The 18681-nt window shown below is 68.7% G+C and carries 18 protein-coding genes and 1 tRNA gene; 11 read left to right on the forward strand and 8 right to left on the reverse strand.

All coding sequences use genetic code 11. From position 1 onward, the window contains the following. Nucleotides 1-11: 11 nt before the first annotated feature. Nucleotides 12-710, reverse strand: coding sequence for an ATP-binding protein (locus ACWD04_RS19010; protein ID WP_451133288.1), 699 nt, complete (start codon nt 708-710; stop codon nt 12-14). After that, nucleotides 707-1624, reverse strand: a complete 918-nt coding sequence (locus ACWD04_RS19015; protein WP_451133290.1) for a hypothetical protein — start codon at nt 1622-1624, stop codon at nt 707-709. The genes ACWD04_RS19010 and ACWD04_RS19015 overlap by 4 nt, the downstream gene beginning before the upstream one ends. 622 nt (nt 1625-2246) lie before the next feature. Here ACWD04_RS19015 and ACWD04_RS19020 point away from each other — a divergent pair. The 4 genes from ACWD04_RS19020 to ACWD04_RS19035 all read left to right on the forward strand — a co-directional run bounded on the left by ACWD04_RS19020 (nt 2247) and on the right by ACWD04_RS19035 (nt 5635). Beyond that, the gene (locus tag ACWD04_RS19020) at nt 2247-2498 is read left to right on the forward strand and encodes a helix-turn-helix domain-containing protein (protein WP_032791520.1); all 252 of its coding nucleotides are present in this window, start codon (nt 2247-2249) and stop codon (nt 2496-2498) included. Between the two features lie 196 nt (nt 2499-2694). Then, the gene (locus ACWD04_RS19025) at nt 2695-3045 is read left to right on the forward strand and encodes a helix-turn-helix domain-containing protein (protein ID WP_451133292.1); all 351 of its coding nucleotides are present in this window, start codon (nt 2695-2697) and stop codon (nt 3043-3045) included. Between the two features lie 30 nt (nt 3046-3075). After that, on the forward strand, nt 3076-4599 hold the full coding sequence (locus ACWD04_RS19030; protein ID WP_451133294.1) for a LacI family DNA-binding transcriptional regulator: 1524 nt from the start codon (nt 3076-3078) through the stop codon (nt 4597-4599). A 190-nt stretch (nt 4600-4789) separates the two neighbouring features. Further along, nucleotides 4790-5635, forward strand: a complete 846-nt coding sequence (locus tag ACWD04_RS19035) for a PE-PGRS family protein (protein ID WP_451133296.1) — start codon at nt 4790-4792, stop codon at nt 5633-5635. On the opposite strand, the gene ACWD04_RS19040 is transcribed toward ACWD04_RS19035, so the two are convergent. Further along, nucleotides 5565-6641, reverse strand: coding sequence for a hypothetical protein (locus ACWD04_RS19040; protein ID WP_451133298.1), 1077 nt, complete (start codon nt 6639-6641; stop codon nt 5565-5567). The genes ACWD04_RS19035 and ACWD04_RS19040 overlap by 71 nt on opposite strands. Nucleotides 6642-7456: 815 nt before the next feature. On the opposite strand from ACWD04_RS19040, the gene ACWD04_RS19045 reads away from it, so the two are divergent. Further along, complete coding sequence (locus tag ACWD04_RS19045; protein ID WP_023422169.1) at nt 7457-8314, forward strand: hypothetical protein; 858 nt, start codon at nt 7457-7459, stop codon at nt 8312-8314. Between the two features lie 191 nt (nt 8315-8505). On the opposite strand, the gene ACWD04_RS19050 is transcribed toward ACWD04_RS19045, so the two are convergent. Both ACWD04_RS19050 and ACWD04_RS19055 read right to left on the reverse strand, forming a co-directional pair. Continuing rightward, nucleotides 8506-8579 (reverse strand) — tRNA-Pro (locus tag ACWD04_RS19050). 86 nt (nt 8580-8665) lie between these two features. Continuing rightward, on the reverse strand, nt 8666-9604 hold the full coding sequence (locus ACWD04_RS19055; RefSeq protein ID WP_451133301.1) for a metallophosphoesterase: 939 nt from the start codon (nt 9602-9604) through the stop codon (nt 8666-8668). A 79-nt stretch (nt 9605-9683) separates the two neighbouring features. Here ACWD04_RS19055 and ACWD04_RS19060 point away from each other — a divergent pair, with 79 nt between their 5' ends. Beyond that, the gene (locus ACWD04_RS19060) at nt 9684-10148 is read left to right on the forward strand and encodes a GatB/YqeY domain-containing protein (protein ID WP_451133303.1); all 465 of its coding nucleotides are present in this window, start codon (nt 9684-9686) and stop codon (nt 10146-10148) included. An 80-nt stretch (nt 10149-10228) separates the two neighbouring features. On the opposite strand, the gene ACWD04_RS19065 is transcribed toward ACWD04_RS19060, so the two are convergent. Further along, nucleotides 10229-12472, reverse strand: coding sequence for a transglycosylase domain-containing protein (locus ACWD04_RS19065; protein WP_451133305.1), 2244 nt, complete (start codon nt 12470-12472; stop codon nt 10229-10231). Between the two features lie 638 nt (nt 12473-13110). Between ACWD04_RS19065 and ACWD04_RS19070 the strand changes: the two genes are divergently transcribed. Next, complete coding sequence (locus ACWD04_RS19070; RefSeq protein WP_451133307.1) at nt 13111-13473, forward strand: WhiB family transcriptional regulator; 363 nt, start codon at nt 13111-13113, stop codon at nt 13471-13473. Between the two features lie 35 nt (nt 13474-13508). Here the strand turns inward: ACWD04_RS19070 and ACWD04_RS19075 are convergent, their stop codons facing one another. Together ACWD04_RS19075 and ACWD04_RS19080 are read right to left on the reverse strand one after the other, a co-directional pair. Next, a complete protein-coding gene (locus ACWD04_RS19075) occupies nt 13509-14978 on the reverse strand; it encodes an ArsA family ATPase (RefSeq protein WP_451133309.1) in 1470 nt (489 codons plus the stop codon). After that, entirely contained in the window at nt 14975-16012 is a 1038-nt protein-coding gene (locus ACWD04_RS19080) for an ArsA family ATPase (protein ID WP_451133311.1), read from the reverse strand. Before ACWD04_RS19080 ends, ACWD04_RS19075 begins: the two co-directional genes overlap by 4 nt. 71 nt (nt 16013-16083) lie before the next feature. Here ACWD04_RS19080 and ACWD04_RS19085 point away from each other — a divergent pair, with 71 nt between their 5' ends. From ACWD04_RS19085 to ACWD04_RS19100, 4 genes are all read left to right on the forward strand, one after another. After that, nucleotides 16084-16242, forward strand: a complete 159-nt coding sequence (locus tag ACWD04_RS19085; RefSeq protein ID WP_019992579.1) for a DUF4177 domain-containing protein — start codon at nt 16084-16086, stop codon at nt 16240-16242. Continuing rightward, nucleotides 16242-16712, forward strand: coding sequence for a RidA family protein (locus ACWD04_RS19090; protein WP_451133313.1), 471 nt, complete (start codon nt 16242-16244; stop codon nt 16710-16712). The genes ACWD04_RS19085 and ACWD04_RS19090 overlap by 1 nt, the downstream gene beginning before the upstream one ends. A 144-nt stretch (nt 16713-16856) precedes the next feature. Beyond that, nucleotides 16857-17783, forward strand: a complete 927-nt coding sequence (locus tag ACWD04_RS19095; protein ID WP_451133315.1) for an NUDIX hydrolase — start codon at nt 16857-16859, stop codon at nt 17781-17783. Then, nucleotides 17776-18606, forward strand: a complete 831-nt coding sequence (locus tag ACWD04_RS19100; RefSeq protein ID WP_451133317.1) for an MBL fold metallo-hydrolase — start codon at nt 17776-17778, stop codon at nt 18604-18606. Before ACWD04_RS19095 ends, ACWD04_RS19100 begins: the two co-directional genes overlap by 8 nt. The last annotated feature ends 75 nt before the right edge of the window (nt 18607-18681 follow it).

Below are 18681 nucleotides of genomic sequence, written 5' to 3' on the forward strand. Positions count from 1 at the left end.
GCGCCGTGCGGTCAGGCGTGGGGTCGGCGTCTGCGGTCTGCGCCGGTGAGGACGACGGTCGTGGTCATCTCGGCGAGACGGGAGGCGACGCGGTCGCCGACGGCATCGCGCAGCGCGGCGGTCGTCAGATTGGTCGTGAGGAGGGTTGGGAGCAGGTCGGTGTAGCGGCGGTTGATCAGCCGGTACGTGATCTCCTCGGTCCACTCCGACTGCTTGGCCGCGCCGAGGTCGTCCAGGATCAGCAGCGGGCAGGTGCTGAGAGTGGCGAGGTCTCGCTCGGCGTCATGGCCGGCGCGTGGGCGTAGGCGGGCGTACAGGTCGGCCGTAGTGGCGGCTTCCCACCGCAGGCGCACACCGGCGGTCAGCAGCGACCGCACCGCGCCGTACGCCTGGTGCGTCTTGCCGGTGCCGGTGGGGCCGGCTATCAGCAGGGACGGTCCGAGCGCGATGCCCCGGGTGCCGCTCGGGCCGGGCCGTGCGGCGAGGGCCACTTCGTCAACCCAGGCGGCAACCTGATCGTGGCCGGCGAGGGCGTCGCGGTAGCGAGGTGGGATGCGAGCCTCGGCTAGCTCCAGTGCGGTCACCCGCTCCGAAGGCGCCTCGGCGGGTGCGGCGGTCGCGTCGATGCCCCGGTCGGCGAGGATTGTGTCGAGGCGGGCCGCCAGGGAGCTGATGCGCTGCGGTTCCCGGCTGGTGGTGGCTGTGGTCACAGCTGGCCTCCGTAGGCCGCCTCGACGTCAGAGGACGCCGGGTTGGTCCACGCGCGGTGCGGGGCAGCAGCTGCCTGAGGAGCGTTCATGGCCTCGTTGACCAGGCTCGGCAGCAGGTTCACGGACAGGCCCTTGGCCCGCATGCGACTCATCCCGGCGCGGATGTGCTCGGCCGAGATGCCCTCGCCGAGCAGTTTGCCGGCCACCTTGCCGAGGCGACCCACTACGTCGCTGGGCGGCCGGTGCTCGCAGGATGCGACGTACTCGCCGACCAGGTCCCTGGCCGAGATCGCGCCCGAGACGGCGGGCGGCGCGGGGGCGCTTGCGCTCCCCACCGGAGGTGATCCTAGATCCAGGATCCTAGGTCCTAGATCCGGACCCTGATTCCTCACCGCCATTTCCCGGCGTTGTGGTGAGGGCTCACTGAAACTGCCCTGACCTGCAACTTCCCGGTTCACGGACGGCTCGCTGCATTCACCGGACCCCTCAGGTCCTCCACGGTGAGGGCTCGCGGCATGTTCACGGAGGGCACCGTGAACAGGCGTTGCCGGCTCGGTAGACCGGCTTCCCTGATGGCGCGGGCAGGACGGGCAGCGGCTGCCGCTCGGCCGGTTGATCTTCTGGTGGCGAGCCCAGGTGACGACGTGCAGGTAGCGCTTGCCGTCGTCACCCTCGTACCGGCAGACCAGACCGGCGCCGTCGAGCTGTGTGAGGTCGTCCTCGACCTCCAGAGGGCCGTGTTCGGGGCGCAGGGACCACAGGGCGCCGGCGATGACAGCGGCCTGGTCCCGGAAACGGCCGTGGTCGTCTGCCTGGGTGAGGAGGCCGAAGAAGGTCCGCTCGGCGTGGACGCTCACCGCGGCGAGCGACTCGGAGATGAAGGCTTCCGGCTTGATCGTGCGTATCCGCGCCATGCCTATCGCCCCGCCTTCGTGGGCAGAGCGGGCGACTTCGGCGACGAGGATGCGACTACGGCCGCGAGGGCTGTAGCTTGTTGGGGCATAGACGGTTCCTCACCCGGTGGCGTTGTGACCGCCACCGTCTTGATCGTTCAGGTACGGGCGATATCGGTAGGGACTCCCTGACCCCCGGCGTTGGCCCGCCGGGGGTTTTCATGTGCTCGGAGTCGCAAGGTGTTCCGGGTGCATGGCCAAGACAGCCACACCCTCCCCGTGCAAGTCCAGCATTCCGCCGAGAAAGCAAACAGCTCTCGGCGAACGCGTCGTGCGCGGCTTCCCTATAACGGTAGACCCGAATTAGCGGTTGACCTAGAAGTGGCACAAATGGGGCGGCTGGTGAATCGCCGTCTGCCTGCATCGGCGATCGGTCTGACGTGACCGCGTGATGCAACAACCCACGCCAGCGCAGTTGAAGGAAGCGCGCCTGCCGGGCGAGCACAGGCATTTGGTCAGCGCCGGATTCCGGTCTATGTTGCGTCGCTCGCGGGTCCGGGGACCAGATCTGACAAAAAAGACGTGGAACATAGCAGCAGATCGCCGGTTACCCAAACCGGCAATGCGGAGCTACAACAGACGCATGCCTGAAATCCCCCTGGGAATTGGTCCGGCCGGTGTGCTGACCGCCCAAGCCATAACCCGTTCCCGCGCAGCGCGCGGATTCGCTCAGCGCCAGCTGGCCGAACGGGTGACTGCGCTCGGCCGCCCCATGACCATCACGATGCTGTCCCGCATCGAATGCCGGCAGCGCCGCTGCGACGTCGATGACCTCGTCGCCATCGCAGCCGCCCTCGACGTCTCGCCGCTCACGCTGCTCGCCGAGACGAGTTAGCGAAGCCCTTGCAGCGCTGTCCGGGTGGGCCAACACCCGGCAGTGCCCGCTTACATCACCTCGCCCGTACCAAGAGATCAACCGGCGTGTCACGGGTCACACCACCGCGCCAGAGAAGGATTTCCCTTGCGCCAAGAGGCCATTCCCCCTGCCTTGTCGCCCTTCCGCCGCCGGACCGCGAAGGAGGCGATCCCGCGTGGCTGAGCAAACAGGCGCCGAGGTCGCACCGGCCCGCCTCTACCGCCCCGACGAGGTCGCCGCCGTGCTCGGCTGCTCTGCCTGGTGGGTCAAGGATCGCGCCCGCCGTCGCCAGATCCCCTTCGCCCGAGTGGGTCGTGCCTACCGCTTCACCGCAGCCCATCTCGCCGAGATCATCCGCCTCCACGAGGAGCGACCGACCGTCGCTGCGCGGCCACCGTCCCCCGGCGCCCCGCCTGCGGCCCCTGCCCGACGCTCCAGCGCCCCCGAGCCGGGTGCACCCTCCGGCCGCCTGCGCGCCAGGCCGCCGCGCCGATCCGACCGAGTCGCATTCGACACCGCCGCGTAGAACGCCGCACCGAAGAGGAAGGAAACGTACTTGGGTTTCGCGGAGAAGCGCGGAAGCTACTGGCGTGCCCGATACAAGACTGCTCCCGGCAAGCACCTCACGGTCGTCGACGAGCAAGGCAAGACGATCAAGTTCGCTACCAAGGGCGAGGCCCAACGCTCGGCGAGCGAGGCCGAGAACAAGTACCGACGCGGCGACTGGCGCGACCCCGCCCTGGGGCAGGAGACGTTCGGCGAGTACGCGAGCCGCTGGTACGAGGCCCAGGACCTGGCCGCCTCGACCATGCAGAACTACAAGCGCCACATCGAGGAGCACCTCCTCCCCGACTTCGAGGACCATGCGCTCGCCGGCATCCTGCGCTCGGACGTCGACCGGTGGGAGAAGAAGGAAAGGGCCCTGTACGCGGCCTCCAGCGTGAAGACCTGGCGCTCCACGTTCCACCTGATCTTCGAGGACGCGATCGACGAAGGTCTGATCACGTCGAACCCGGCGACCAGGCGACGCGGGCGGGGCAAGCGCGCGGGCCGCTCTCGTGACAGAGGCCCGGAGAAGGTCGTCACCGATCCGCTCGGCGTCCTGCTCACCGCCGAACGGGCAGCCCTGCTGTCCGGCCGCGACGACGAGTTCGTCGCCGTGGTGCTCAAGGGATACACCGGCATGCGCTGGGGCGAAGTCGTCGGTCTGGAGACAGAGTTCGTTCGCGCCGGATCCGTCCGTGTCGAGTGGCAGCTGTACGAGCTCGACTCGGGTGAGATGGTGCGCTGCCCGCCCAAGGACGACAGCTATCGCACCCTCGACTCGATGGACTGGCTGTCCGCCCTGGTCGCCAACCACGTCGCCCGCACGAAGCCGACGCCCTGCCCCTGCCACGGCAGGACCTACGTCTTCCGTGGCCAAGGCGCGGCTCGTACCGGAGGGCACCAGGGCGCGAAGCTCGTCGACGTCGCACGCCGGGCTGAGGTCTCCACGGGAACGGTGTCCAACGTCCTCAACCACCCTGACCGCGTCGCCGACGCCACCCGCACACGGGTGGAGAGGGCCGTCAACGACCTCGGGTTCGTGCGTGGCGGAGTCGTGGCGGAACATGCGGCGCACTGGCGCAGGAACGGCTTCGGGACCTGGCTGTTCACCCCGGCGGTGTCAGGCTGGTACCCGAAGAAGGCCCCGCAGGAAGCGCGCCCCGTTCCCCTGCTCGGCGAGCCGTGGCCCGGCGTCCCCGTACGGGGACGCGGCGCCGGCAACCGGGCCGACGCCTGCTGGCTCCCGGTCGCGAAGGGCCTCACGCCTCACGGACTGCGCCACACCCACAGGACCGTGATGGAGGACCTCGGCACCGAGAAGGTCCTGATGGACCAGCGCATGGGCCACATTGACGGCTCTGTGTCGGCGCGTTATGCCCACGTCACGCCGGGCATGCGCAAGCGGCTGATGGCCGGGATGACAGAGCAGTGGGAGGCAGCTCTCGACTCGCGGCTGGCCATGTGTCCCACATCATCGGTGCGCGTGCTCTGCGACCTTCTGCACATACGCAGGCAAGCACGCGGCCTGGAGTAACACCGGTAGCGAGTTACGCCTGTGCCCCACGGGGGTGCAGGCGTACGAGCGCTTCGTCATCGCTCGAAGGGATGGGACTACCCACCGATCCTGACCACGCCGACGGAACCTGGGGCGCTTGCTCGATTCCGCCTGGTGGTTTTGGTGAATCGGCGGGCGCTGATGCCAGCAGACCTGACTCAATAGGCGCATGGAAATGGGTGAGCACTGGGCGTATCGCGTGAGGCCGAAGGACCTGGGCAGCGCGGTCCACCAGGTAGAGATTGTTCGTGTCGGCGGCCCCGGCAGGACGGGCGGGGTCCACGTGCGGTTCCTTGACGGTGACGCCGCCGGGCTACAGGAATGGGTCAACCCCACGTGCCTCGTGGTTCCGTGGGCGGAGTCCGAAGAGTTCCACGCGGACGACGCGGCGGAGTTGGCGTTGGCCGAGGCATCGCGACACGTGAGGGGCAGCACGGAGTTCGAGGCCGCGCGGCTGATCCTCGGGTTCGTCAGACCGAAGAGCAAACTGCGCCTCCGGCGAGGCGTCCAGGACGCCGGCATCCTGGACATGGGCCGACTGGATGAGACCGCACCGCTCGTCGGTATGGACCCCGCGAAACTGCGGGACGATCCTGCGGTCCACGAGAACCGCGACGGCCACTGCCTTGCAGGTTGGCCAGTCACTGAACGTCTCGCCCGCCATCTGGCCGAACGTCTCGCCGACACGATCCTGCCGGAGGTGGACCGCAAACAGCAGAGCCTTGAGCAGGAACGCGCCCAGGGTTCTTGGTACTCCTCCTACAGCCGTCGCGATGACCGCAAGCTGGACGCCGAAGCGACCGTCCTGAGGACCGTGCGGGCCTGGTGCGGCGAGGACAAGTCCGAGCGCTATGACGAACTGGTCGCCCTGCGGGCGGAGGTCATCCGGCTCGGGAAACTGGTCGAGCGGGCGGTGACGACCCTACGTGACCGCGGACACGGCTTCATCGCCTCCACCATTGAGCGCGAGCTGGGCGTCCATATCTCCAGCCTTGATCCAGACGTTCGTCGCTGAAGTCGTGCCGCCGGTCCGGCTCCGGCTTGGGTGACGCGGCTTCCACCTGAGGCTTCTCCTTCACCGACTCCACTTTCTCGGGATGCTGCGGGTGCCAGCCGTCGAGAAACGGCCGCAGCTGGTCGCCCGTCGGCTGCGCATGGAAGCCGTGGCCGGTAAGTCCCCTGCCGCGCACAGTGGGGTCGAGCCGCTCGGCCTCGGCCTTCCCCCACGCCGACCACTCCCGCAGCCTTTCGGCGTCGAGGTCGTCGCTCGACGTGGCAGCGGCCTTGTCCAGCGCTGAGCAGAAATCTCTGATCTCCCCCGCAGTCCGCCAGTGCTCCAAGGCCGTACTGAAGCGCTCGACCCGCACCGCGTCCACGGCCTTGATCGTCGCGACGCTGACAGCGGCCTCCCACTCCTGCTGCCTGCGCTGCATCTCCTCCGCTTCCTGTAGGCGGCGCTCTCTCTCCTCCCGCTCCCGCTCCTCACGCAGTCGCAGTTGCTCAGCTTCCCGCTCCTCCCGCAGCCGCCGCTGCTGAGCCTCGCGCTCCAACCGAGCCCGCTCCTCCTCTTCGGCGTGTGCCTTGAGCGCGCGGAAGACCGAACCGATTTGGTCCTCCAGCGACTTCTTGGCGGTGTCGGCCCAGTCCTTCTTCCATCCGGATCCGTAGCAGTAGCCCGAGTGCTGGCTGAGATGCAGTTCCAGCTCGCCGGACGGCTCGGACCGGTTCGCCGGAGCAACCCGCTGCCAGTCGTACGTACGCCGGCCCGGTTGCTTGGGCACGTACCTGACCTGCTTCTGCCGCTCGCGGAAGCTGACCTCGTACGTCCTGCCGTGGACCGTCAGCAGGGGGCGCGCCTGCCTGCGCTTCTTGGACACCGCGATCTCGCCATGGCGAACGAGGGCCTGCTCGGTGAGGAGACGGAGCAGTGCGATCACCCGGGGGAGGACCTCCTCGGAGATCTCAAAGGCACTGTGGTCTGCGGTGACCGCCGCGACCACGTCCTCAACGTCGGTGATCACGCGGCTACGAGCCAGGCGAATCCGATTCCACTCGGTGTCGTCCTCGCCGGTCACCCTGAGCAGGCCGAGAACGAAATCACCCCTCTCTCGCCCCGTGTGCTTGAGGTGGTACCCCTCGGGGGCGCATTGCCGCGCAGCATCGAATGCTCGCCGGTAGCGGGCCCGCTCCCCGTCGCTCGGGTTCGGGATACGGAGGAAGCGGCCGGCCTCCTGCACTTGGGTGATCAGGGCCGCGCCAATCGAGGCCGGTGAGGGACGCGAGGGCTTCGCAGCCGCAGACGAGGGCGCTGTCTGTCGGCTGGGAGGGCCAGCCTGTGGTGTCAGCTTGGGGGCCGCCGAACGCTGCCTGCGTGGAGTCCGCTCCGGCCGGTCCGGGTGGTGCCCGTGCTCCAAGTAGAAACGTCCGTCGTTGGTGATGTCCGCCTGCCACCTCTCGCCCTGCTTCGGCATGATGATCAAGCCCCGCCCCTTGAGGGCGTGAGCGGTGGCGGCAAGTTCCGGGCTGTATGAGGTAACAGGTTCCGTCCCCTCCCCAATGCGGGTGAGCAGGACCAGCTGGCGATCATTGAGTGGCGACCAACGGTGCATGGCACGGTCGTACCGTGTGTGCTCGCGTCAGCACAACCTGTATCAAGAAATTCGCTCAGGTTCCCTACGAGGGGTTCCTGTGGGATCAATTCGCCTGAATGCGACCTGGCGCTTGTGAGCGTGGCAGGCGCGATGCGCACGACAAGGCGTTTCACGACTTTACGCCTTCCTCGCTGTGAACCGGACCAAGACTGGGTGACCCGGTTCAAACGAAGGAAGGGAACCTTATGCAGAAGCAAGCAGTGCAAGTCGCACCCGAGGGAACCCATGGGGAGGGCAGGATCCGAGCGCATGACGCCTGGGCATTGGAACTGCCGGTACTGCTGGATGCGATGAACACACAGGCAGTCGAGATCGACCTCGGGCAGCACGGCATGCAGGCTGCATTGGCCGTCCTTCCAGACCGGATCTGCGTGCTGGTGCGCCCCGGCCTCAGCGAGCAAGAACTGTCGGTTGCCATCCGGTCGCTTCTCGCTCGATACATTCACCGTCCCTTCCCTCACCTGGTCCTCTGGCCGCAGCGAGAAGGCCAAGGTGTAGTGGTGAAGGAGCCGAGCGACGTGTTGGCGGACTTGGTGCTGGGAGACCCGCCGGACGCGACGGCCGATGTCCTCCATCTCTACAAGGATGGAAACTGGGCGCCGAAGGACGGGTGGCGGAGCGACGAAGAGGTCCTCACGGAGCTCCTGAAGCTTGCCGTCGACATGAAGGGCGTAGTGGAGGACATCCCTGAGGAGATGTACCCGCTACCCGACGGGCTGGGTGCCGTCGTCTCCGCCGGCTACGACAGTGAAGGGCTGGCACACCCGCTGGTGTTCCTTCGAGGTGACCTGGCCGTCGGCCTGCGCGTCGATCTCCTCGGCTTCTGCCTCGCGCTGGCCGCCGGCACCGAGCACGAGGGCCGGGAGCCGGACGAGAACGGTTTGTTCTATGTCGGCACGGATGCGGGACCGGTGTGTGGCCCGGGGACAGCGCTCCTCGGCGCTCTCATGGTCCAGCGCTTGGGGCGGCGTCCGGGAGACTGCGCTTTCAGACTCCTCGACCCGCCGGAGGATTCCGCCCCAGGGGTGGAGTCCGCTGCTTGACCGCGGGGAGGCTCTGCCGGGCGTCCGTCCCATAAGTGTCGCGTCGAGGTTCTGCTCGGCAGGCTCAATGGCGGCTCCCTGGGAGCCGGATCCTGAGATCGGCTCCCAAACGGCTCCCAAGACGCCACCAGGAACGAGTCAGGGGCCCGACCCGCTAAGCGGATCAGGCCCCTGACCTGGTGTTTCAGCTGTCGGGGTGGCGGGATTTGAACCCACGACCTCTTCGTCCCGAACGAAGCGCGCTGCCAAGCTGCGCTACACCCCGATGTCCACCGTTGTCCCGGCGACACGGATTACTTTAGCTCACCGGCGCCCGGAGGCGAAATCCGGTTTTTGTGCCCCGGCGGGGCCTCAGTCGCGAGGCGTCAGCGTCAGCAGCGTCGCCTCGGGCGGGCAGGCGAAGCGGACCGGGGTGTAGCGGTTCGTGCCGCAGCCCGCCGAGACGTGGAGGTAGGCGCGCCGTTCGCCCACCGTGTGGCCGGAGAGGCCCTTCACCCGGTCCGTGTCCAGGTCGCAGTTGGTGACGAGGGCGCCGTAGAAGGGGATGCAGAGCTGGCCGCCGTGGGTGTGGCCGGCCAGGATCAGGGGGTAGCCGTCCGCAGTGAAGGCGTCCAGGGTCCGCAGGTACGGGGCGTGGACGACGCCGATCGAGAGGTCTGCGCCCGTTTCGGGGCCGCCGGCCACCTCGGCGTAACGGTCCCGTTTGATGTGTGGGTCGTCCAGGCCGGTGAAGGCGATCTCGAGGCCGTCGGCCTTGATCCGGCCCCGGGTGTTGGAGAGGTTCAGCCAGCCGGCCTCGTCGAAGGCGTCCCGCATCGGCTCCCACGGGTTGTGGACGACGTTGACCGCCGGTGCGTTTCCGTTGAGCCCGTGCTTGCCCTGCGTCTTCTCCAGGAGGTAGCGGACCGGGTTACGGAGCTTTGGGCCGTAGTAGTCGTTGGAACCGAAGACGTAGACCCCGGGGAACTCCATCAGGGGGCCGAGAGCGTCGAGCAGCTCCGGCACGGCCTCCGAGTCGGAGAGGTTGTCGCCGGTGTTCACCACGAAGTCCGGGCGCAGGCCCGCCAGCGACTGCAGCCAGGCGCGCTTCTTGCGCTGGCCGCTCACCATGTGGATGTCGGAGACCTGGAGTACGCGCAACGGACGTGCCCCGTGCGGGAGTACGGGAATGGTGATCCGGCGAAGGCGGAACGAGCGTGCCTCGAATCCGGCCGCGTACACGAGGCCGGCGGCACCGACCGCTGCGCCGACTGCCGTGACTTTCAGGGGTACTCCGTAGCGTGCGCGCATGGGTCCATCGTCGCAGAAACGGTGCTGTGGGACGAAAACAGGCGGGCGGCAAGTGCCCCGTACCTGTCACAATCGCCGCATGACCACGCTCAAGTCCAAGCTCAAGGAAGACCTCACCACGGCCATGAAGGCGCGTGACGAGCTCACCTCGTCCACCCTCCGGCTCACCCTGACCGCGATCACCAAGGAAGAGGTCAGCGGCAAGACGTCGCGCGAGCTCTCCGACGACGAAGTGCGGAAGGTGATCGCCAAGGAGGCGAAGAAGCGCCGTGAGGCGGCCGAGGCCTTCGGGCAGGGCGGCCGGACGGAGCAGGCCGAGCGGGAGAGGGCCGAGGGCGAGCTGCTCGACGCGTACCTGCCCAAGCAGCTCTCCGACGAGGAGCTGAACGCGATCGTCGCGCAGGCCGTCGGGGAGGCGAAGGCCGCCGGTGCCGAGGGGCCGCGCGCGATGGGGGCCGTCATGAAGATCGTCAACCCCAAGGTGGCAGGGCTCGCCGAGGGCGGCCGGGTCGCCGCCACGGTGAAGAAGTCGCTCGCGGGCTGAGAGGCCGACGCACGAAGGAGGGGCACCCCTGCGCGGGGTGCCCCTCCTTCATTCATGACGTCGTCGCGTGGACCGGACGGTCAGGGACCGTTGCCGCCGCGCCCGCGGCCGTCGTTCCCGCCGATGACGCCGGGCGGAAAGGTGATCCCGCCGATGGGGTCGGCGCCGGGCTTGTCGTCGTCGTTCCCGCCGTCCGTGTCCTCGTCGCGGCCCTCGCCCTCACCCTCACCCTTGTCCTTCTCCTTCTCCTTGGCGCGCGGCACCGAGACCGGGTTGAAGGACGGGGTCTCCGATGCGTTCAGCGCGCCGGTCATCGCGGTCTTCCAGATGGGACCGGGCAGACAGCCACCGCAGACCTTGTCGTAGTACTGGCCACCGATGGTGATGTTGTACATCGGCACCTTCTTGCCGATGTCGGCACCGACCCACACCGCCGTGGACAGGTTCGGCGTGTAGCCGACGAACCAGGCGTCCACGCGGTCGTTGGTGGTACCCGTCTTGCCCGCGTTGTCGCGGTCCGTCAGGCCGGCCTGGGTGCCGGTGCCGTCCTCGACGACGCCCTTGAGCATCTGGTTGATGGTGTCGGCCGTCTTCTCGCTCATCGCCCGCGAGCACGAGGACTTGGGCACGTCGACCTTCTTGCCGTTCGCGTCCGTGATGGCCTCGATGGCGACCGGCGTGCAGAACGTGCCGCGATTGGCGAACGCCGCGTACGCGGCGGCCATGCCGAGCGGGGTGCTCTCCGTGCCGCCCAGGGTGATCGACGGTTTGTTGTCCGGGACGGGCTCGCCGTCACCTCGCTCGTAGCCGAGCTTCTTCGCCATGGTGACCGTCTCGCACAGTCCGGCCTGCTGCTCCAGTTTGGCGAAGTAGGTGTTGATCGACTTGCCGAGCGCGCTCGTCATGTCGTAGGCGCCCTTCTCGGACTCCATTTCGTTCTGGAGGTCCCAGTTCCCGCTTCCTGCAGGCGCTCCCGCGCAGTTCCGGTAGGAGTTCATCGGCACCGAGATCTTCCAGTCGGAGCTGTAGCTCTGCGCCGGGTTGATGCCCCCCTCCAGAGCTGCGGCGGCCGTGATCGGCTTGAAGGTCGAGCCGACCTGGAAGCCGTAGGTGCTGCCGCCCATCTTGTTGCTGGCGGCGAGGTTGAGAACCGTCTCGTGCTGATTCTGGTCCAGGCCGTACGGTCGGGACTGGCCCATCGAGAGGATCTTGCCGGAGCCGGGCTCGACCTGCACCACCGAGGCGGCGACCTTGTCGTCCTTGTTGACCTTCGAGGTGGCGGCCTCGTTGGCGGCCTTCTGCGCACGTGGGGAGAGTGTGGTCCTGATGGTCAGACCGCCCAGGTTCCAGAGCTTGGAACGCTCTTCCTCGGTCTTCCCGAAGGTCGGGTCGGTCAGGATGGTCTTGCGTACGTAGTCGCAGAAGAATCCAGCGCCACTGACGGCGGTGATGCAACCGTTCTTCGGCCTGCTGACCTTCAGCTCGAGGGGGGCGGCGATGGCTTCGTCGGCCTCCTTCTGCGAGATGCTGCCGACGGCGGCCATGCGCTGCAGCACGGTGTTGCGACGCTTGGTCGCCTCCTCCGTGTCGTTGACCGGGTCGTAGCGGGTCGGTGACTGGACGAGGCCGGCCAGCATCGCCGCCTCTCCCACCTCCAGGTCCTTGGCGTGTTTGGAGAAGTAGCGCTGGGAGGCCGCTTCGATTCCGTAGGCCTGCTGCCCGAAGAACGTGATGTTGAGGTAGTTCTCCAGGATTTTCTTCTTGCCGAGCTCTTCCTCGACCTGGATCGCGTACTTCAGCTCCCGGACCTTGCGGCCCAGGGTCTGCTGGGTGGCCTCGGCGACCTTGTCCGGGTCGTCGCCCGCCTCCTCGACGAAGACGTTCTTCACGTACTGCTGAGTGAGCGTGGAGGCGCCCTGCGCGGCGCCGCCCTCCTGCACGTTGCGGTTCATCGCGCGCAGGATGCCCTTGAGGTCCACCGCGCCGTGCTCGTAGAAACGCGAGTCCTCGATCGCGATGATCGCGTCCTGCATGTACGGCGAGATGTCCTTGAGCGGGACGACGGTGCGGTCACGCGAATACACCGTGGCGATCGCGCCGCCCTCGCTGTCCAGGATCGTGGTCCGCTGACTCAGCGGCGGAGTCTTGAGGTTGGAAGGGATCTCGTCGAATCCCTCGACCGTTCCTTTGGCCGCGAGCCCGAGTGCGCCGGCGGCCGGCAGCGCGATGCCCGCCAGCACAGCTCCGGAGAGCGCGGCGACACCGAGGAACTTGGCGGCCTGCTGGGTCGTCGTCAGACCCCCGCCTGAGCGCTTCTTTGGCATGGGGGCAGCCTAATCCGTTGTCAGCGGCGTTCCGCAGGGGTGGGGGCCCTCGGAGCGTTCGAGTACCAGACCGTGACATCCGGGTGCAGCCGGGCCGCCGAGGCCTCGACGTAGATCGGTGCGCGGTACTGGTCCCAATCCTGACCACTGCTCCTGGGCCGTACGCCGACGAGAGGCACCAGCGGCTCTACGAGCACGCCGTTTCGGAGGACTCGACCCGCGAACTTGACGGCGCAGCGACGTGAGGTGTCTACGTTCTCATTCGCCGGACACGCGTATAGGCCTTGGCCTAAGCTACTCCCAACTGTCACAGCAGCCCGATTTGGTACCGGCCCCCTGCGCGGTCCTCAACGGAATTCAGCCAGCCGCCGAGGCGTTTCCGAATTCGCCTCATGTGTCGCGGGATGTCCGTTGCGGCTTGGGCTTCATGTCCCGATTCCGTCGGGAAGGTCACGTATGTCGTTGCATCACTCCTCTGGGTGATCTGCCGCGTACGCATAGTCCGTTCGGGCCATCCAAGATTGGGCCCGAAGGGGGTGTTGTGCTGTCGCCACCTTCCGTAACGTCCTCAACTGGCAGCGGTGAATATGCCGCTGTCGCCGTGGGGGAGCCTCGATTCGGGAGAGGACGGCGCCGGGATGGGCTGGGTAACCGACTGGAGTGCGCAGGCAGCCTGCCGCACTACCGATCCGGATGAACTGTTCGTACAAGGGGCAGCGCAGAACAGAGCCAAGGCGGTGTGCACCGGATGCCCGGTGCGGACCGAGTGCCTGGCCGACGCGCTGGACAATCACGTCGAGTTCGGCGTGTGGGGCGGAATGACGGAGCGGGAGCGCCGCGCATTACTGCGTCGGCGGCCCACCGTCACGTCCTGGCGCCGCCTGCTGGAGACCGCGCGAAGCGAGTACGAGCGGTCCACGGGCATGCTGCCCGCAGCGGTGGGTCTGGACGACGACCTGCACGACGACGAACTGCACGAGACGTTCGCAGCCGTGGGGTAGGCCGCACAGGCGGCCCGTGGGGCCCGGTGGTGGTCCTACACAGCTCCGACGGGGGTGGAAGCAGAACCGGTCGCGAGGAGTTCCCCGATGGCCCTGAGGCCTGAGAGGTCGTGCACGTCGCCGGGCAGCGCGGCCACCTCGGTCACTGGGACCTCGGGGTGGAGCGTGGTGAAGCGGTCACGTGTGTGCTGCTCGCGTGCGACGACCTGCATCCGCTCGGCGTGCAGCCGCAACAGGCCCGCGGTCAACTGCTCGACGGATGCCGCGGCGGTTGCCTGGACCGGTCCGGCGTCGGTGGCAGGTGTGTCGTGCCCGTCCGCTTCCGTGTGAGGGGGTGGTCCGGACGGGTCAGGCGACTTTCGGCCACGACCGTGCGGCTCGGGCTCGGGGGTGTGTGACCTGCGGTCGTGCTGTGGCGGCTCCTGCTGTGGCGGTTCGTGCGGGGAGGGCTCGTTGCTGCGCTCGGGGTGGAGCGGCGACTCCGGGGCTTCGGAAGAGGCGGCGGCCAACGGGTCCGCCGGGTCACCAAGGCCAGCCTTCCCTGCCGCCTGATCCACAATGCCGACGCTGTCAAGATTTTCTGCGGCCGTGAGCGCCCGCTCGGCGGAGAGCCGTGAGGCCTCGCTGCCGTGTACCCGGTTGAGGACCAGACCGGCCAGCGGCATCTCCTCGGCGGCCAGCCGTTCCACGAAGTACGCGGCCTCGCGCAGAGCGTCCCGTTCAGGTGTCGCCACCACGAGGAACGCCGTGCCGGGCGCCTGGAGCAACTTGTACGTCGCGTCGGCACGGGTACGGAATCCGCCGAACATGGAGTCCATCGCCGCGACGAAGGTCTGTACGTCGCGCAGGAACTGACCGCCGAGCAGCTTGCCGAGCGTCCCCGTCATCATCGACATCCCGACGTTGAGGAATTTCATCCCGGCTCGCCCGCCGATCTTCGCGGGGGCGATCAGCAGCCGGATGAACTTCCCGTCCAGGAACGAGCCGAGACGTTTCGGAGCGTCCAGGAAATCCAGCGCGGAACGGGACGGCGGGGTGTCGACGATGATCAGGTCCCACTCGTCGCGCGCCCTCAGCTGCCCGAGCTTCTCCATCGCCATGTATTCCTGCGTGCCCGCGAAACCGGCCGACAGCGACTGGTAGAAGGGGTTCTCCAGGATTGCGCGTGCCCGCTCGGCATCCGTGTGCGCCTCGACGGTCTCGTCGAAGGTGCGCTTCATGTCGAGCATCATGGCGTGCAGCTCGCCCTCGCCCTCGATGTCATCGACCCGGCGCGGAATGTTGTCCAGCTGGTCGATGCCCATGGACTGGGCGAGCCGGCGGGCCGGGTCGATGGTGAGGACGACGACCTTGCGGCCGCGCTCGGCCGCCCGGACGCCGAGCGCCGCCGCGGTCGTGGTCTTGCCCACGCCACCTGAGCCACAGCACACGACGATACGGATCTCCGTGTCGTCCAGGAGCGCGTCGGTCTCCAGTCCCGGTGCGATGCCCGTGTCCAGCGTCATGACCCCACCCCTCGTCCGGAGCCGCGTCGCTTCCCGCCCCGGGGCGCCTGCCCCCCCGCCGCGTCCGCGGTCTCGTCGCCGACACCCTGTTTGCGGAACTCCTCCGCCAGCTCGTACAGCGCGGCCAGATTCACTCCTTCGCCGATCAGCGGGAGCTCGGCCATCGGCAGCCCCAGGCCGGCCAGCACCGTGTGCTGCTCACGCTCAAGACCGACCCGTTGGGCATGCTCGGCGGCCTGCTCGACCAGCGGCCGGACGAGCCCGGCGGAACCTGTCACGCCGGCCCGGGTGAGCGTCTTCGCGATCTCCTTGCGACGGCCGCCCGACGCCGTGCGCAGCGCATCCTCGTCCAGCAGATGGGGGCGCACCATGTTCACCACGACCCGGCCCACGGGCAGTTCGGCGGCGCGGAGCTCGGCGATGCCGTCCGCGGTCTCCTGGACCGGCATCTCCTCCAGGAGCGTCACCAGATGGACCGCGGTCTCGGGGGATTTCAGGACCCGCATCACGGCCTGCGCCTGATTGTGTATCGGGCCGATCCGCGCCAGCCCCGCCACCTCGTCGTTCACATTGAGGAAGCGGGTGATGCGGCCGGTGGGGGGCGCGTCCATGATCACGTAGTCGTAGACGAACCTGCCCTGCTTGTCCTTGCGGCGCACGGCCTCGCAGGCCTTTCCGGTCAGCAGGACGTCCCGGACCCCCGGGGCGATGGTGGTGGCGAAGTCGATCGCGCCGAGCTTCTTCAGCGCCCGGCCCGCACTGCCCAGCTTGTAGAACATCTGGAGGTAGTCCAGGAGCGCGCGCTCGGCGTCGATGGCCAGTGCGTGGACCTCGCCGCCGCCGGGCGCCAAGGCCATCCTGCGCTCCTCGTAGGGGAGGGCATCGGACTCGAAGAGCTGGGCGATGCCCTGCCTGCCCTCGACCTCGACGAGGAGAGTGCGCCTGCCCTCGGTCGCGAGGGCGAGCGCGAGTGCGGCGGCGACCGTGGTCTTACCGGTCCCGCCCTTGCCGCTGACGACCTGGAACCTGCTCACGTCTTCGAGCCTAACCAGTCGACAGGCAGGCTACGCACGAGGCCGCGGATGCCAGGTATTACAGTCGGCTCATGACCAAGTGGGAATACGCGACCGTGCCCCTTCTCGTGCATGCGACCAAGCAGATTCTGGACACCTGGGGCGAGGACGGCTGGGAGCTGGTCCAGGTCGTTCCCGGCCCGAACAACCCCGAGCAGCTCGTGGCCTACCTGAAGCGGGAGAAGCCGTAGTGGCGGGCGCCGTCGAGGCGAAGCTCGCCGAACTCGGCCTGACGCTCCCGGACGTCGTACCGCCGCTGGCCTCCTACCAGCCGGCCGTGCGGTCCGGGGTGTACGTCTACACTTCCGGCCAGCTCCCGATGGTGGACGGCAAGCTCGCGGTGACCGGCAAGGTCGGCGCCGAGGTGACGCCGGACGAGGCCAAGGAGCTGGCGAAGACCTGCGCTCTGAACGCCCTGGCGGCGGTGAAGTCGGTCGCCGGTGACCTGGACCGGATCGCACGAGTCGTGAAGGTCACGGGCTTCGTCGCCTCGGCCGCCGACTTCACCGGGCAGCCGGGAGTCGTCAACGGCGCGAGCGAGCTGCTGGGCGCGGTCCTGGGTGACAAGGGCGTGCACGCCCGCAGCGCCGTGGGCGTCGCGGTGCTTCCGCTGGACGCACCGGTGGAGGTGGAGGTCCAGGTCGAGCTCGCCGACGCCTGATCCCGCACCTCCGTGATCCCGTCCGGTCCCGCGACCGGGCGGGATCGGGTGTGCACGGGAGCAGCGCACGAGGCCGATGGAGGGGCAGGCATCGCTGTCCTGGGGCCCCTCGAACATCGGCGTGGTTCCGGATAGCCTCCGGCCATGTCCAACGGTCAGTGGTACCCACCGGAATGGCCCGCCCGGATCCGGGCCCTCGCCAGCGGCGAGCTGACAGCCGTGACCCCCAGGCGTGCGGCCACGGTGATGCTGCTCCGGGACGACACCTCGGGGCCGGGCGGTCCCTCCGTCCACATGCTGCGCCGACGCACCTCCATGGCCTTCGCCGGCGGTGCGTACGCCTATCCGGGTGGCGGGGTCGACCCGCGCGACGACGACCACCTCGTACGCTGGGCGGGACCGTCCCTGGACGCCTGGGCCGGCCGCCTGGGCGTCGACACGGCCGCCGAGGCGCAGGCGGTCGTCTGCGCCGCGGTCCGTGAGACGTACGAGGAAGCGGGGGTCCTGCTGGCAGGGCCGACCGCCGGCTCCGTCGTGAGCGACACCACGGGCGTCGACTGGGAGGCCGACCGCGAGGCCCTGGTCGCCCGTGAACTGTCCTTCGCCGCGTTCCTGGACCGCCGGGGCCTGGTGCTGCGCTCCGACCTGCTGGCCGCGTGGGCGCGCTGGATCACCCCGGCCTTCGAGCCACGGCGCTACGACACGTGGTTCTTCGTGGCCGTGCTCCCGGAGGGCCAGCGCACCCGGAACGTCTCCACCGAGGCCGACCGGACGGTGTGGATCCGGCCCGGAGACGCCGCCGACGGCTACGACAAGGGCGCACTGCTGATGATGCCGCCCACTGTGGCCACCCTGCGGGCGCTGAGGCCGTACGGTACGGCTGCGGAGGCGCTGAAGGCAGCGGACTCCCAGGACCTCGCTCCCGTGCTGGCAGAGGCCCGTATGGAGGGCGACGAGCTGGTGCTGAGCTGGCCGGGGCACGACGAGTTCACCAGACACGTCCCGGTGGTCGGGGGACCGGCTTCCTCCACGGACGACGGCACGGCCACGGACGGAACCCCGGATGAGTGACGCGGCGGCACTGCCCGGCCAGCCCCGTGGCGGAGCGCTCTCCGGGCCCGCCACCACGCGCACGGTCAACGTCCTGGCCCCCAACGCCTCGGCGATGACGCTGGACGGCACGAACACCTGGATCGTCGCGGAACCGGGCTCCGACCTCGCGGTCGTGATCGACCCGGGGCCGCTCGACGACGTACATCTGCGGGCCGTCGTCGACACCGTGGAGAGGGCGGGCAGGCGCGTCGGCCTCACCCTGCTCACGCACGGGCACCCCGACCACGCGGAGGGTGCCGCCCGGTTCGCCGGGCTCACCCGGACGAAGGTGCGCGCCCTGGACGTGGCGCTGCGGCTGGGAGACGAGGGGCTCACGGCCGGCGACGTGATCACCACAGGAGGGCTCGAACTCCGGGTCGTCCCCACCCCGGGGCACACGTCGGACTCGCTCTCCTTCCATCTGCCCGCCGACCGGGCCGTACTGACGGGCGACACGATCCTGGGGCGCGGCACCACCCTCGTAGCCCACCCGGACGGCCGCCTCGGCGATTACCTGGACACCCTGCGGCGGCTGCGTTCACTGACCGTCGACGACGGGGTGCACACGGTGCTTCCCGGGCACGGCCCGGTGCTCGAGGACGCCCAGGGGGCCGTCGAGTTCTACCTCGCCCACCGGGCGCACCGACTCGCGCAGGTCGAGACGGCCGTGGAGGCCGGGCACCGGACGGCCGGCGAGGTCGTGGCCGCGGTGTACGCGGACGTGGACCGTTCCCTGTGGCCGGCGGCGGAGCTGTCGGTAAGGGCTCAGCTGGAGTACCTGACCGAGCACGGCCTGATCTGAGACACGGCTCGCACGGCCGCCCCGGGGCGCGCGAAGGGCCCCACCGCGCGGTGGGGCCCTTTCGGCGAGAGTACG

The sequence above is a fragment of the Streptomyces sp. NPDC002911 genome (assembly GCF_053591835.1).

Coding starts and splice junctions, on each gene's coding strand:
- ACWD04_RS19015 (WP_451133290.1), bottom strand. CDS start 1,624: ATGGCGCGGATACGCACGATCAAGCCGGAAGCCTTCATCTCCGAGTCG.
- ACWD04_RS19020 (WP_032791520.1), top strand. CDS start 2,247: ATGCCTGAAATCCCCCTGGGAATTGGTCCGGCCGGTGTGCTGACCGCC.
- ACWD04_RS19035 (WP_451133296.1), top strand. CDS start 4,790: ATGGAAATGGGTGAGCACTGGGCGTATCGCGTGAGGCCGAAGGACCTG.
- ACWD04_RS19045 (WP_023422169.1), top strand. CDS start 7,457: ATGCAGAAGCAAGCAGTGCAAGTCGCACCCGAGGGAACCCATGGGGAG.
- ACWD04_RS19055 (WP_451133301.1), bottom strand. CDS start 9,604: ATGCGCGCACGCTACGGAGTACCCCTGAAAGTCACGGCAGTCGGCGCA.
- ACWD04_RS19060 (WP_451133303.1), top strand. CDS start 9,684: ATGACCACGCTCAAGTCCAAGCTCAAGGAAGACCTCACCACGGCCATG.
- ACWD04_RS19065 (WP_451133305.1), bottom strand. CDS start 12,472: ATGCCAAAGAAGCGCTCAGGCGGGGGTCTGACGACGACCCAGCAGGCC.
- ACWD04_RS19070 (WP_451133307.1), top strand. CDS start 13,111: ATGGGCTGGGTAACCGACTGGAGTGCGCAGGCAGCCTGCCGCACTACC.
- ACWD04_RS19075 (WP_451133309.1), bottom strand. CDS start 14,978: ATGACGCTGGACACGGGCATCGCACCGGGACTGGAGACCGACGCGCTC.
- ACWD04_RS19085 (WP_019992579.1), top strand. CDS start 16,084: ATGACCAAGTGGGAATACGCGACCGTGCCCCTTCTCGTGCATGCGACC.
- ACWD04_RS19095 (WP_451133315.1), top strand. CDS start 16,857: ATGTCCAACGGTCAGTGGTACCCACCGGAATGGCCCGCCCGGATCCGG.
- ACWD04_RS19100 (WP_451133317.1), top strand. CDS start 17,776: ATGAGTGACGCGGCGGCACTGCCCGGCCAGCCCCGTGGCGGAGCGCTC.